Genomic DNA, 12,873 nt, shown 5'->3' on the forward strand with positions numbered 1-12,873 from the left:
AGGGGCCTGAGGTCAGACCCGGGGCTGCGGGGAAGATTCCTGTTTGCCGTGGGCATAGTTGGACGGACCAGTCCGGCGGAAGTCTTCCCGAAAATGGGTGGGTTCAGGACCGTTTTCGCCTGCAACGACATCGGCAAGATAGGCACCTACGATCTTGTCGACTTGCTTCTGGGCATCCAGAAGACGCAGCTGAGCGTGCGCTTCGTCGGTGATCAGTTCGGCCTCGCGCAGATCGCGCGACCAACGGTCATCGGCGGTCAGATAGATTACGTCGCCTTCCAGCAGGTCATTTGCGGTAACGACTTTAGGGGTGAAAGCGCGGGCCATCAGGCAAGCTCCTTGTTGAATTCGGTGACGGCTTTGGCCGCGTCGCGCGGGGCCAGGCCATAGAATGTGAGTGCAGGACCGCCGAGGCCGGCAGCGGCGAGGTCTGCAGGCAGTTGATCCAGCGTCGTGGCGACAACGCGCTGATCAGGTCGCGAGGCATTTTCGACCAGCGTGACCGGCGTGGCGCGATCGGCGCCGTGCATGATCAGGCGTCCTTGGATGAAACGGGCGGATTTCTTCCCCATGTAGATGGCTGCAACCGACCCCGGACGGGCCAGCGCAGCCCAGTCGTGATCGGCAAAGCCCTGCATGTCGTGCCCGGTCAGAAACCGGACCGAGGAGTTTCGGCCGCGTCGGGTCAGGCTTTGGCCAATTCCGGCCACCGCCGCCGAGGCAGCGGTAATGCCAGGAACGATCGTCCACGGGATACCGGCGGCGTCCAGCGCATCGATCTCTTCGTCCAGCCGGCCGAAGAGGGTCGCGTCACCGGATTTGAGGCGAACGACCCGCTGTCCCTTGAGTGCGTAGTCAACCAGCAATGCGTTGATGTCACCCTGCTTCCAGGACGGACCAAAGCCGGCCTTGCCCACGTCGACCAGCCGGGCGTTCTGGCCGGCCAGTCGCAGAACTTCTGGGCTGATCAGGCGATCATGCAAAACAACCTCGGCCCGCTGGAATGCGGACAGGGCCTTGAGAGTCAGCAATTCAGGATCACCGGGTCCTGCGCCGACGAAGTCGACCTGTCCCGTTTGTCCTCTTGTCTGCGTGGCCTTCATTGGGGAGCCCTGGTTGTTGTTTGACTTGGCCCTCAATATAGGAAATATTCCCGCCCAGATGCCATATTGCCGATCAAATAAGGACACGCGTTCTGAAATTCGCGGCAGGCGGAACATGGGTTTTCATTCGGAAGGAAAATTGGAATGTCGGTTCGAATAGACGACACGGATCGGAAAATTCTGGCCGAGCTGCAGCGAGACGCCAGTCAATCGCTGGACGAAATCGCGGCCAAAGTGGGCAGTTCAAAGACACCCGTTTGGAATCGGATCCGCAAGATGAAAGGGGCCGGAATCATCGGTCAGCAGACCGTTCTGCTGGACGCAGAGGCGCTGGGTTTCGAGGCGACGTTCTTTGTTCTGATCCGAACCTCCGAGCATGAGGCGGACTGGCAACGCAAGTTCCTGCAGGCCCTGCGTAATCGTCCCGAAGTTCAAGAGGCGCACCGCCTGGCTGGCGACATCGACTACATTCTGAAGGTTCGGGTCAGGAACGCACGGGCCTACGATGCGTTTTATCAGGCGCTGATCTCGGAAGTGCGCGTGCACAACGTCACCGCGCTGTTGTCGATGGAAGAAATCAAGTCGACCACCATGCTGCCCCTGAACGCCCTGGCAGACACCTGATCGGCGCTCAGGTTTGGACCATTAGTCGTGTCAGCCCGTGGAAGTGGTACGTGTTGGCATATTCCGGGGATTCGGCCAGTCGCAGACCCGGGCAACGGTCAAAAAGAACCGGCAGAGCGATCCGCATTTCCAGCCGGGCCAGCGGAGCGCCGACGCAGAAATGCAAACCACCGCCAAAGCTCGCGTTGGCCTGAATGCTGCGGGTGGGGTCGAATTTGTCCGGGTCGGTCCAGACGTCGGGGTCACGGTTGGCGGCCCCAAGCATCAACGCCACCTGATCGCCGCGGGCAAACTGATTGCCAAAAACCTCGACGTCCTCATAGGCATAGCGCGTGAACATATGTAGCGGCGGGTCGAAGCGCAGGATCTCCTCGACCGTCATTTCGATTGTGTCCGGGCTCAGGGCATCAGGGCTGGTTCCGGACTCCAAAAGCGTTTTGACGCCGTTGCCCAGCGAATGAACGGTTGCCTCATGGCCGGCGTTCAACAAAAGGATGCAGGTTGCGATCAACTCGTCGCGTGACAGTTTCTCGCCGTCTTCCTCTGCCGTGATCAAACGGGTGATCAGGTCGTCTTTCGGTTCGGATCGACGGTGAGAGACGTAGTCGTTCAGGAAAGCCGAGAACTCGGCGGAGGCCTGTGCTGCCTGATCTTCGGTCTCACGGGTGCGGCTGGCCTGATACATGGCGACCATGGCGTGGGACCATTGCAATAACTGCGGTGCCATGCTCTCGGGTACACCCAGCAACCGGCAGATCGTGATCACTGGAACCTGCGTGCAATAGGCATCCAGAAGGTCGAATGGAGCATCGGGGAATGCGTCGATCAGATCGTGACACAGCCTTTCGATGTCCGGTTCAAGCGCTCCGATAGCCCGCGAGGTAAAGGCGCGCAGAACCAGAGCGCGAAGGCGGGTATGGCGCGGAGGTTCGGCTTCGAGCAGCGAAAGCGCTTCGACCTTCAGCCACGGCGCAAGGTGATCGGGGCCTTTTGTGGCCATCTCTGGCGGTACTTCGCGTCCGAAACGCCGATCGCGCAAAAGCGCCTGGACCGCCGCGTGAGACATCGCCGCGGGCATGTCGTAGTCCTGCCAGTATACCAGATCACCCTGATCGCGCGCTGCCCGGTAGAAAGGGTAGGGGTTCTGAACAAATTCGGGCTCGGTCGGAGATTGGTGAACGGTCTTCATGCGGCGCAGACTTGCCATGCGGCGCTGTGAATGCAAGACCCTGTTTCATGCAAAGGGTTTGGGTCACGATTGGTTTCCTGTTCGCGGTCGCGCTGTTGTCGGCAGCCGTCTGGTCTTATGGGTACCGGCAGGCGCTCTCTCAGCTAAGCGAGAAAGCCGAAGCCGATCTGGAGTTGGCGTCGGATCGTCTGAGCACTCAGTTGCAGGTCTATCAGGAACTTGCGGTACTGATGGCCGAGCATCCGGCACTGCGGGCGTTGGACACCAGCGACCGGCGGCGGGCGGCGCAGGCACTTCTGCTGGAGGTCGCGGACAAGACTTCGGCGGTGGATGTTCTTTATGCAGACGAGACCGGGCGCGTTCTGGCCGCTGCGCGGGACGTGGTGAATGGCAACATGGCCGATCAGCCCGCGTTTCAACGCGCGCTGCACGGCGCTCTTGGCAGCTCGCACGGGGTTTTGCGCGACACGGGAAACCGGATCTATTCCTATGCGGCGCCTGCGTTTTCCGAGGATGGTCAGGTAACCGGAGCCCTGATGGTCATCGCGGATGTCGAAGACGTTGAAAGCACGTGGCGCGGCAGTACAGAGGCGGTGTTCTTCGTGGATCGTTCTGGCTCGGTCTTCATTTCCAACCGGTCCGAACTGCTGTTTTGGCAACGTCCGCTGGGGCAGATCGGCTTGCAGCCGGCTGATGGCAAGCCGGGCGCGTTTTCGTCTACACGCATGGGCCCGCACGAACTATGGTCGATCGGCTGGAGCCCGTACCTGCCGGATCGCGCCCTGCACCTGACCCGCGATCTGCCGGTGATCGGAATGACCGGCGAAGTCTTGATGGATGTGACGCCGGCAAGACGTCTGGCCGGATTGCAGGCTGCCGCGGTCGCAGCGATCTGCCTTGCCTTTGGCGCGTTGCTGTTTCTGGCGACCGAACGGAGGCGTACTCTGGCCGAAGCCAATGCGGTGCTGGAGAGCCGGGTGGCCCAGCGGACCCGCGCTTTGACGGCCGCAAACGTGGCGCTGCGCCGCGAGGTGGCCGAGCGGCAAGAGGCCGAGGCGGCGTTGAAACGCGCGCAAGACGATTTGGTTCAGGCCGGCAAGCTGAGCGCTCTGGGGAAAATGTCGGCGGGCATCAGCCACGAATTGAATCAGCCGCTGATGGCGATCCGGCAATACGCCGACAATGGCACGGCCTTTCTGGCGCAGGTCAAGCCCGAAAAGGCCCGCGAAAACCTGGGGCGAATCTCGGACATGGCTGCCCGTATGGCACGCATTATCAAGAACTTGCGAGCCTTTGCCCGCAATGAGAGTGAGCCGATGGGCAAGGTCGATCTGGTTCAGGTGCTCAACACCGCCGTCGAACTGACCGACGGCCGGTTGCGCTCGGACGGGGTCAAGTTGATCTGGCAACCGCCCAATGCACCTGTCTTTGCCTGGGGCGGTGAGGTGCGGCTGGTGCAGGTCTTCGTCAATCTGATCACCAATGCCGCCGACGCAATGACCGGTCGCGAAACCCGAAGCCTGACGATCTCGCTGACCCGTGGCGAGCGGTTGATGGTCGCGGTGCGCGATACCGGCCCGGGCATTCAGGATCCCGATCGCGTTTTTGAGCCGTTCTACACGACCAAAAGCGTTGGTTCATCCGAGGGAATGGGCCTTGGCCTTTCGATCTCATACGGTTTGGTCCAGAGTTTCGGAGGCGAGATACGCGGCGCGAACATGCCCGATGGAGCAGAATTCACCGTCGAGTTGGAACCTTTTGAAAAGGAAGCCGCGGCATGATCCGAACGGTTCTATTGGTCGATGACGACGCCGCCGTGCGTGAGGCACTGGCCCAGACTCTGGAGCTTGCGGACTATTCCGTAATTGCAGCTGGATCGTTTGTGGCTGCCAAGGACCATATCCGGGACGATTTTCCCGGTGTGATTGTCTCGGATATTCGGATGCCGGGACGGGATGGGTTTCATCTTCTGTCCTATGCCCGCGAGGTCGACTCGGAGTTGCCGGTCGTTCTGCTGACCGGCGAGGGTGACATACCGATGGCGGTGCAGGCTATGGGGCAGGGCGCGTTCGACTTTCTTGAGAAGCCCTGCGCCGCCGCCGATCTGCTTGCGGTTCTGAGCCGCGCATTTGCTGCGCGCAGTCAGGTATTGGACCACCGGGCAGCCAAGCGCGAACTGGAGAAGGGTGATCCTGCGGCCCGCTTGTTGTTCGGTTTGTCACCGCAGGCTGATGCATTGCGGAACAGGGTGCGTAGCGTTGCCCCAACTCAGGCCGAAGTTCTGGTCACCGGACCGCCTGGCAGCGGCATTTCCAAAGTCGCCGAAGTCATCCATTTGATGTCACCCCGCGCGCAGGGGCCGTTCGTCAAGCGCCCGGCGTCAGGTCTGGGGGCGGATGCCCTGCAGGCGATATGCAAGGATGCGGCAGCCGGATCGTTGTTTCTGGATGAAGTCTCGGCCATGCCCGAGGCGACGCAATATGCGGCCCTGGAGATGATCGAAAACGGGCCCGGCGTCCGCATCATCGGCGGAACAACCGCGGATCTGGCCGAGATGGCGGCCGAGGGTCGGTTCAACGCCGATTTGTTCTATCGGTTGGACGTGATGCGGGTGCGAGTACCGTCTTTGGCCGAACGCCCCGAGGACATCCCGGTAATCTTTCGCCACTACGTCGCCCAAGCGGCCGAGCAGGCCGGGATCGCGGCACCGGATGTCTCTTCCGAACACTTGGCGTCATTGATGGCGCGGGACTGGCCCGGCAACGCGCGGTCACTGATGTCAGCTGCGATGCGTTTTGTTCTGGGGATGCCCGAGGATGTTGCCGCCGCCGCCGATCTTGGGCTGAACGAACAGATGGCGCGCGTTGAGCGCTCGTTGCTGATTGCGGCCTTGGGTCGTCACAACGGAAGGGCGTCGGATGCGGCCAAGTCCCTGAAACTGCCGCGTAAGACGTTCTACGACAAATTGGCCCGCTACGGCATACGCCCTGAAGACTACCGCCGCTGACGCGGAACGATTCGCCCGATGATTCGATGTATGTGCGGATTTTCGCACAGTGGCGCATTTGGGTGTGCGGTTTCCCGCACAAATGTCTGCGATAACAAAATACTCATTGCGGATGTTCTATTTAAAATACTGAAAAATAATTAGAAAAACTGTCCTCTGCCAGCCGTTCTCGAATTGTTGAACGGTGACCGTCGATTCGTTTCACTCTTGCGCATCCGGCATCCCCATGGATGTCAAAGGAAGTTTCTTTGGAAGTCTGGGAGGAAAAGACAGATGAAATTCCTGGCAACAGCCGCCACCGCGCTTGCGCTTTCCGTTACCGCAACAGCAGGCTTCGCTGCCTGCGACGATGGCGAGATCGTCGTCAAGTTCGCGCATGTGACGAACACCGACAAACATCCCAAGGGCATCGCCGCATCGCTGCTCGAGCAGCGCGTGAATGACGAGATGAACGGCGTCATGTGCATGGAAGTCTATCCGAACTCGACCTTGTACAACGACGACAAGGTGCTCGAGGCGATGCTGCAGGGCGACGTGCAACTGGCTGCCCCGTCGCTGTCGAAGTTCGAGAAATTCACCAAGCAGTTCCGCCTGTTCGACCTGCCCTTCATGTTCAAGAACATCGACGCGGTTGATGCGTTCCAGGCCTCGGCGGATGGCCAGGCAATGAAAGACAGCATGCAGCGCCGCGGCCTGCAGGGTCTAGCGTTCTGGCACAACGGCATGAAGCAGATGTCGGCCAACAAGCCGCTGATCGATCCTTCGGACGCCAATGGCCTGAAATTCCGCGTTCAGTCTTCGGACGTACTGGTTGCGCAGATGGAAGCCATCGGCGGCAGCCCGCAGAAAATGGCCTTCTCGGAAGTCTATGGTGCTCTGCAGCAGGGCGTTGTGGACGGTCAGGAGAACACTTGGTCGAACATCTACGGCAAGAAGTTCTTCGAAGTGCAGGATGGCACCACCGAAACCAACCACGGCATCATCGACTATCTGGTCGTGACTTCGGTCGACTGGCTGGACAGCCTGGATCCGGAAGTGCGCGAGCAGTTCCTGACGATCCTGGCCGAGGTGACCGAAGTGCGCAACAAAGAGGCGTTTGCGGTCAACGAAAAGGCCAAGCAGGCCATCATCGACGCAGGCGGAACGATCCGCGAGCTGACACCCGAGCAGCGTCAGGCCTGGGTTGATGCGATGAAGCCGGTTTGGGACAAATTCTCTGGTGACGTCGGTCAAGACAAGATCGACGCCGCTCAGGCGATCAACGCCGGGTTCTGATCCGACTCGCAGGTGTGCTCCGACGGTCGCAAGCCCGCCGGAGCACATACCAGGCGGGCCTGACCGCGCCCGCCACTTCGATAAATCAACAAAAATGGGGACAGAAAGATGTCTGGTGCGAAAACCGGCCCCGGTGGGCTGGTCGACCGAATCGAAGAAACCCTGATCGCGTTGCTTCTTGGCCTGATGACGGCCGTGACCTTTGCCAACGTGATCGCGCGTTTCGTCTTCAACTCCAACATCCTTTGGGCGCTAGAGCTGACCGTATTCACCTTCGGATGGCTGGTATTGCTGGGGGCGTCCTACGCCGTCAAAAAGCACGCGCATCTGGGTGTGGATGCCATCCTGAACATGCTGCCACCGGCACCGCGCAGGGTATTGGCACTGATCGCGGTGGGGTGCTGCCTCGTATTCTCTCTGCTGCTGCTGAAGGGGTCCTACGACTACTGGGCGGTCTTTGCCGACCTGCCTCCGACCTCTGGACGCTGGTTCCCCACGGGCTTTGATTTCGACGCTCGTAGTCAGAGCTTCTACGAGGTGGACGACATCCCCATGGTCGCGCCGCTTCGGTTCCTCGAAGATCTCATCAACTATGGCGAGTACTACGAGAAGCTGCCCAAGGTCGTGCCGTATTTCGTTCTGCCGCTGTCGATGCTGCTGCTGGTGATCCGCTTTGCCCAGGCAGGGCTGCAGATCCTGCGCGGTGAGGCCGACCGTATTGTCGCAAGCCACGAGGTTGAGGACGAGATCGAAGAAGTCCGGGCCCTTCAGGGAGAACACGACTGATGGATGTAGTACTACTTTTTGCCATGGTCGTGGGCCTGTTGCTGATCGGCGTCCCGATCGCGGTCGCCCTAGGGCTGAGCTCGACCCTGTTTCTTCTGATCTACTCGGACAGCTCGCTGGCTTCGGTTGCCGGGACCCTGTTCGAGGCGTTCGAGGGCCACTTTACCCTGCTGGCCATCCCGTTCTTCATCCTTGCATCGTCCTTCATGACGACCGGAGGGGTGGCACGGCGGATCATTCGGTTCTCGATCGCCTGCGTTGGTCACCTGCCTGGCGGTCTGGCAATCGCGGGCGTGTTCGCATGTATGCTGTTCGCCGCGCTGTCAGGATCGTCCCCGGCCACCGTTGTTGCGATCGGTTCGATCGTGATCGCCGGTATGCGGCAGGTCGGCTATTCCAAGGAATTCGCAGCGGGCGTCATCTGTAACGCCGGTACGCTGGGTATCCTGATCCCGCCGTCGATCGTCATGGTTGTCTACGCGGCCGCGGTCGAAGTCTCGGTCGGCAGGATGTTCTTGGCCGGTGTCATTCCAGGGCTCATGGCCGGGTTCATGCTGATGGTCACAATCTATGTTATGGCCAAGGTCAAGAACCTGCCGAAAGGTGATTGGAAAGGCTGGGGCGAGATATTTGCGTCGGCACGCGAGGCCGGTTGGGGTCTGTTCCTGATCGTCATCATCCTGGGCGGCATCTATGGCGGTATCTTCACACCGACCGAAGCGGCGGCGGTCGCGGCTGTATACGCCTTCTTCATCGCCAGCTTCGTCTACAAGGACATGGGGCCACTCAGCACCCAGGACGGTGAGCAAAACCTCTCGCTTGTGAAAAAGCCGCTGGCGCTGATCACGGCCTTTTTCCACCCCGACACCAAGCACACGCTGTTTGAGGCTGGCAAGCTGACGGTCACCCTGCTTTTCGTCATCGCCAACGCGCTGATCCTCAAGCATGTTCTGACCGATGAGCAGGTGCCGCAACACATTGCCGGCGCAATGCTGTCGGCGGGTCTGGGGCCGATCACCTTCCTGATCGTGGTCAACGTGATCCTTCTGATCGGCGGTCAGTTCATGGAGCCCTCGGGCCTGCTGGTCATCGTGGCGCCGCTGGTGTTTCCGATTGCCATCGAACTGGGCATCGACCCGATCCATCTGGGCATCATCATGGTGGTGAACATGGAAATCGGGATGATCACGCCTCCGGTCGGTCTGAACCTATTCGTTACGTCGGGCGTCGCGGGAATGCCGATGATGGCCGTCGTGCGCGCAGCACTGCCGTTCCTGGCCGTTCTGTTCGTCTTCCTGATCATGATCACGTATATCCCGTGGCTGTCGACGGTGTTGCCGAACACCTTCATGGGCCCCGAGATCATTACGAACTAGACGATCGCGTTCGATCCGAACCGGGCAACCGGTTCGGATCACTTTTGCGCGGCCGGCCAGCATCTGACGGGCCGCCACGCTGAATGGCCGGGCTTGAACTCACCACCGGTTCTTCCCACATAGTGACCGAGGACGACCTCCCCGCCATGGGTGATCATTCGGGACGACCCGAAGTTGATTGAGGTGTCCCCGATGTCCTGGATCTTTCTTCTTTTTGCCGGTTTGCTGGAAATCGTCTGGGCAGTTGCCATGAAGCAGTCTGCTGGATTCACGCGGCTCTGGCCGACCGTTGTGATGGGGGGCGCGATGGTCGGTTCGTTCGGTTTGCTGGCCCTGGCCATGCGCTCCTTGCCACTGGGAACCGCCTACGTGCTGTGGACGGGTATTGGCGCGGTCGGTGCGTTCTTGGTTGGTGTGATGTTTCTGGGCGAGGCACTGACCCCGCTGCGTATCATCGCGGCGACGTTGATCGTGTCCGGCATGGTCGCAATGAAGCTTGCGTGACCGGCCCGTTGTTGACGCAGGCACCCGCGGTAGGCAGGCTGGAACCATCTTGACCACCGCAACCAACGAGTGCCGAAACATGCTGACCGATGATGACAAGCGCCTGATGCGCGTTGCCTACCAAGAAGCCAAAGCCGGTTTCGATGAGGGCGGTTGCCCGATCGGATCTGTACTGGCTCGGAACGGCACGATTATCTCGCAGGGCCGAAACCAAAGGGTTCAGCAGGGGGATCCGATCGCCCATGGCGAGATGGATGCGCTGCGCAAGGCAGGCCGGCAGAAGACGTACCGAGATACCGTTCTGTATACCACCCTGTCTCCGTGCATGATGTGCGCCGGAACGATCGTTCAGTTCGGCATCCCACGCGTGGTCATCGGTGACACGGAAAACTTCGGCGGCAACGAAGACTTCCTGCGCGATCATGGGGTCGAGGTTGTTTTGGCCGAAGACCCGGACTGCATTGCCCTGATGTGCAGGTTCGTGACCGAACAGCCTGAGCTTTGGGCCGAGGACATCGCGGACTGAGTGTGCGTGGACCGGTCAGGCCTGTCCCAGCGCTGAAATGATGCCCGAGAAATCGCGTGCCTTCAGGCTTGCACCGCCGACCAGCGCGCCGTCCACGTTTGACACTCCGAAAATCTCCGCCGCGTTGTCAGGCTTGACCGAACCGCCATAGAGCAAACGAACCGACCGGCCGACGCCTTCGCCAAATCGCCGTTCAAGTCTGGCGCGAATGAAATCGTGGACTTCTCCGATTTCTTCCAAAGTGGGAACCTTGCCGGTGCCGATTGCCCAGATCGGTTCGTATGCCACGACGAGGTTCTCTCCGGTGGCAAGGTCCGGGATCGAACCGGACAACTGCCCGCCAATGATGTCGAGCGTATTGGCCGCTTCGCGCTGTTCAAGGCTTTCGCCGACGCAGATGATTGCGGTCAGGCCCGCGTTCATGGCCGCCCGGGCCTTGGCGCGGATATCGTCGTCTTTCTCGGCGTGGTCTTCGCGCCGTTCCGAATGCCCGACGATTACGCTGGTCGCGCCGGCGTCTTTCAGCATCTCGGCGCTCAGATCACCCGTATAGGCGCCCGAAACTTCGGCGTGGCAATCCTGTCCGCCGATGGCGACGCCCGAGCCTTGCACGGCTTGTGCGGCCCGGTGGATCAAAGTTGCCGGAGGGCAGATCAGAATATCGACTGTCGGAGAAGGGTGCGTCGCAGTCAGCGTGTCCAACTCGGAAAGAGCAGCCCCGGTTCCGTTCATTTTCCAGTTTCCGGCTGCCAGTCTGCGTCGCATAGCGGGGTCTCCGTGATCTTTCGTGCGTTTCTATCCAGTTAGCACCCGGATCTAGGTCTGACAATTGCGCTTGGGTGGCCGCGCGCTGGCGAGTCGCGCGACGGATCGATCTGGGTGGACTCAACCAGACGGCGCCGGCGGCAGTTCACCTGCCCACAAACGTTGCAGGCTTTAGGTGACTCAGCGCTGTTCGGCCAGGTTTTCGTCGAACTTGATCGACTCGCCGCAGCCACAGGCATCGACGACATTGGGATTCTTGAACTTGAACCCGGATTCCAGCAGCGAAACCTCGTAGTCGATCTCGGTTCCGAACAGAAACATCTGAGCCATCGGAGCGATCATGACCCGCGCCCCATCCTGTTCGACCACTTCGTCATGCGGATCCGGCTGATCGACATACTCCATGGTATATTCCATACCGGCGCAGCCACCTTTCTTGACGCCAATCCGCAGACCGGCATGGCCGCCCGACGTCATCAGGCGGAGGATCTGCTCTGCAGCTTTGGGCGTCATCGTCACGGCCTGTTTGCCGGGAATGCCGAACATCGTCGTCTCCATTTTCGCGCGTTATACCTAATCTAAGGCCCCGAGGGCCCGGGCTCAAGAGAGCGCAGAGCCACAAGTTTGCTCATCGCCGGTTTTGACCGTACCGTACGGGCAGAGGGCAGGGTTTGCCGATGAGATCGAATTGACAGCAGAACAAGGTGGGTTTCGATGATGTTGCGGATTTCAAATAAGATTGGCTTTTGCCGGCAGGTTGCGTTTCTGGCTCTTCTGGTGGCCGGTAGTGCCGTTCATGCAGCGGGCGATCAAAAGCGGCACCCGGTGAATTGCTCGACCGCCGAAGGCGACCTGCGTGCAATTGCGGCGGAAAAGAAACACGCCGAGGATCAGCAGGCGGAAAGTGTGGTCGCGATCACGCCGGCCGGGGCGTTGCTTGGATTGATCTCTGGCACAGAGCAGAAGCGGTTGCAGATGCTGTCGGGTGACTATGTCAAGAAACTGGACGACCGCGCCGCCGAGATCAAAGCACAGTGCAACGTGAACTGAGTGTACCTCAGAGAGTAAAATAGGGCCGCTTTCGGGCAAGAACGGCCCAGTATTGCAGAGCCTCGGCGGGGGGCGGTAGACGCTCAAACGTGGTCGCCATTGACTGCTGGAGCGATATTTGAGTTGCCGAGTTCCTGTGACGGGTCCGACTGCGAAGCCCGCGTTGTACTTGTTGCGCAGCAACGTAACGGTTCGACGACCGATCCGTGACAACTGGGTTTCAGTTTTGTGACAATTCCCACGCGCTCAGCGCGACAGGCCCTTACATGAAGCCAAGTTCCAGCCTGGCTTCGTCGGACATCATCTCCATGCCCCAGGGTGGTTCCCAGGTCAGTTCGACATCCACCTCCTTGACCCCGGCAACGGGCTCGATGGCCTCGACGATCCAGCCGGGCATGTCACCGGCCACCGGGCAACCCGGAGCGGTCAGGGTCATGATGATCTTGACGGCGTTGTCGCTGCTGATGTCGATCGTGTAGATCAGTCCAAGGTCATAGATATTGACCGGAATTTCAGGGTCATAGACAGTCCTGCAGGCCTCGACCACGGATTCGTACAGAGGGTGCTCAACGGTCGAAGGCGCAATCAGGGGCGTGCCTTCAAGCTGTTCGCTGGGGTGGGTCATGAATGCCTCGGGTTGTTACCTGAGCAATTATATAGGGAAAGCT

14 protein-coding genes and 1 pseudogene are annotated in these 12,873 nt (G+C 60.1%); 9 read left to right on the forward strand and 6 right to left on the reverse strand.

Annotation, left to right across the window (positions count from 1 at the left end; genetic code table 11):
• Positions 1–12: 12 nt before the first annotated feature.
• Positions 13–327: a DUF2849 domain-containing protein gene (locus ACR0IR_RS04905; protein ID WP_093961929.1), complete on the reverse strand. Its 315-nt coding sequence runs from the start codon at positions 325–327 to the stop codon at positions 13–15.
• A pseudogene (gene cobA, locus ACR0IR_RS04910) lies at positions 327–1,073 on the reverse strand (uroporphyrinogen-III C-methyltransferase); the annotation flags it as partial. The gene ACR0IR_RS04905 and the pseudogene cobA, both read right to left, overlap by 1 nt.
• Before the next feature lie 174 nt (positions 1,074–1,247).
• Here cobA and ACR0IR_RS04915 point away from each other — a divergent pair.
• Positions 1,248–1,727, forward strand: coding sequence for an Lrp/AsnC family transcriptional regulator (locus ACR0IR_RS04915; protein ID WP_170363565.1), 480 nt, complete (start codon positions 1,248–1,250; stop codon positions 1,725–1,727).
• Between the two features lie 7 nt (positions 1,728–1,734).
• Here ACR0IR_RS04915 and ACR0IR_RS04920 read toward each other — a convergent pair whose 3' ends face one another.
• Positions 1,735–2,916, reverse strand: a complete 1,182-nt coding sequence (locus ACR0IR_RS04920) for a cytochrome P450 (protein ID WP_480779105.1) — start codon at positions 2,914–2,916, stop codon at positions 1,735–1,737.
• 47 nt (positions 2,917–2,963) lie between these two features.
• Here ACR0IR_RS04920 and ACR0IR_RS04925 point away from each other — a divergent pair, with 47 nt between their 5' ends.
• The 7 genes from ACR0IR_RS04925 to ACR0IR_RS04955 all read left to right on the forward strand — a co-directional run bounded on the left by ACR0IR_RS04925 (position 2,964) and on the right by ACR0IR_RS04955 (position 10,390).
• The gene (locus ACR0IR_RS04925) at positions 2,964–4,697 is read left to right on the forward strand and encodes a sensor histidine kinase (protein WP_170363564.1); all 1,734 of its coding nucleotides are present in this window, start codon (positions 2,964–2,966) and stop codon (positions 4,695–4,697) included.
• A complete protein-coding gene (locus ACR0IR_RS04930) occupies positions 4,694–5,923 on the forward strand; it encodes a sigma-54-dependent transcriptional regulator (protein WP_170363563.1) in 1,230 nt (409 codons plus the stop codon). Before ACR0IR_RS04925 ends, ACR0IR_RS04930 begins: the two co-directional genes overlap by 4 nt.
• Before the next feature lie 273 nt (positions 5,924–6,196).
• Positions 6,197–7,198 (forward strand): DctP family TRAP transporter solute-binding subunit, encoded by a 1,002-nt coding sequence (locus ACR0IR_RS04935; protein WP_170363562.1) that lies wholly within the window; start codon positions 6,197–6,199, stop codon positions 7,196–7,198.
• Between the two features lie 108 nt (positions 7,199–7,306).
• Positions 7,307–7,984, forward strand: coding sequence for a TRAP transporter small permease (locus ACR0IR_RS04940; protein WP_170338826.1), 678 nt, complete (start codon positions 7,307–7,309; stop codon positions 7,982–7,984).
• A complete protein-coding gene (locus ACR0IR_RS04945) occupies positions 7,984–9,360 on the forward strand; it encodes a TRAP transporter large permease (RefSeq protein ID WP_170338824.1) in 1,377 nt (458 codons plus the stop codon). Before ACR0IR_RS04940 ends, ACR0IR_RS04945 begins: the two co-directional genes overlap by 1 nt.
• A 192-nt stretch (positions 9,361–9,552) precedes the next feature.
• Positions 9,553–9,864, forward strand: coding sequence for a DMT family transporter (locus ACR0IR_RS04950; protein ID WP_170363561.1), 312 nt, complete (start codon positions 9,553–9,555; stop codon positions 9,862–9,864).
• 49 nt (positions 9,865–9,913) lie between these two features.
• Entirely contained in the window at positions 9,914–10,390 is a 477-nt protein-coding gene (locus ACR0IR_RS04955; RefSeq protein WP_254441520.1) for a nucleoside deaminase, read from the forward strand.
• Positions 10,391–10,405: 15 nt separating this feature from the next.
• Here ACR0IR_RS04955 and tpiA read toward each other — a convergent pair whose 3' ends face one another.
• Entirely contained in the window at positions 10,406–11,155 is a 750-nt protein-coding gene (gene tpiA, locus ACR0IR_RS04960) for a triose-phosphate isomerase (RefSeq protein WP_170363560.1), read from the reverse strand.
• 180 nt (positions 11,156–11,335) lie between these two features.
• The gene (locus ACR0IR_RS04965; protein WP_170338817.1) at positions 11,336–11,701 is read right to left on the reverse strand and encodes a HesB/IscA family protein; all 366 of its coding nucleotides are present in this window, start codon (positions 11,699–11,701) and stop codon (positions 11,336–11,338) included.
• A gap of 231 nt (positions 11,702–11,932) precedes the next feature.
• Between ACR0IR_RS04965 and ACR0IR_RS04970 the strand changes: the two genes are divergently transcribed.
• Complete coding sequence (locus ACR0IR_RS04970; RefSeq protein WP_254920117.1) at positions 11,933–12,205, forward strand: hypothetical protein; 273 nt, start codon at positions 11,933–11,935, stop codon at positions 12,203–12,205.
• A gap of 262 nt (positions 12,206–12,467) precedes the next feature.
• On the opposite strand, the gene ACR0IR_RS04975 is transcribed toward ACR0IR_RS04970, so the two are convergent.
• Positions 12,468–12,830: an SUF system Fe-S cluster assembly protein gene (locus ACR0IR_RS04975; protein ID WP_093961939.1), complete on the reverse strand. Its 363-nt coding sequence runs from the start codon at positions 12,828–12,830 to the stop codon at positions 12,468–12,470.
• Between the last annotated feature and the right edge of the window lie 43 nt (positions 12,831–12,873).

It is taken from the genome of Ruegeria sp. CF2 (genome assembly GCF_056537385.1).

Coding starts and splice junctions, on each gene's coding strand:
- ACR0IR_RS04905 (WP_093961929.1), bottom strand. CDS start 327: ATGGCCCGCGCTTTCACCCCTAAAGTCGTTACCGCAAATGACCTGCTG.
- ACR0IR_RS04915 (WP_170363565.1), top strand. CDS start 1,248: ATGTCGGTTCGAATAGACGACACGGATCGGAAAATTCTGGCCGAGCTG.
- ACR0IR_RS04920 (WP_480779105.1), bottom strand. CDS start 2,916: ATGAAGACCGTTCACCAATCTCCGACCGAGCCCGAATTTGTTCAGAAC.
- ACR0IR_RS04925 (WP_170363564.1), top strand. CDS start 2,964: ATGCAAAGGGTTTGGGTCACGATTGGTTTCCTGTTCGCGGTCGCGCTG.
- ACR0IR_RS04930 (WP_170363563.1), top strand. CDS start 4,694: ATGATCCGAACGGTTCTATTGGTCGATGACGACGCCGCCGTGCGTGAG.
- ACR0IR_RS04935 (WP_170363562.1), top strand. CDS start 6,197: ATGAAATTCCTGGCAACAGCCGCCACCGCGCTTGCGCTTTCCGTTACC.
- ACR0IR_RS04940 (WP_170338826.1), top strand. CDS start 7,307: ATGTCTGGTGCGAAAACCGGCCCCGGTGGGCTGGTCGACCGAATCGAA.
- ACR0IR_RS04945 (WP_170338824.1), top strand. CDS start 7,984: ATGGATGTAGTACTACTTTTTGCCATGGTCGTGGGCCTGTTGCTGATC.
- ACR0IR_RS04950 (WP_170363561.1), top strand. CDS start 9,553: ATGTCCTGGATCTTTCTTCTTTTTGCCGGTTTGCTGGAAATCGTCTGG.
- tpiA (WP_170363560.1), bottom strand. CDS start 11,155: ATGCGACGCAGACTGGCAGCCGGAAACTGGAAAATGAACGGAACCGGG.
- ACR0IR_RS04965 (WP_170338817.1), bottom strand. CDS start 11,701: ATGTTCGGCATTCCCGGCAAACAGGCCGTGACGATGACGCCCAAAGCT.
- ACR0IR_RS04975 (WP_093961939.1), bottom strand. CDS start 12,830: ATGACCCACCCCAGCGAACAGCTTGAAGGCACGCCCCTGATTGCGCCT.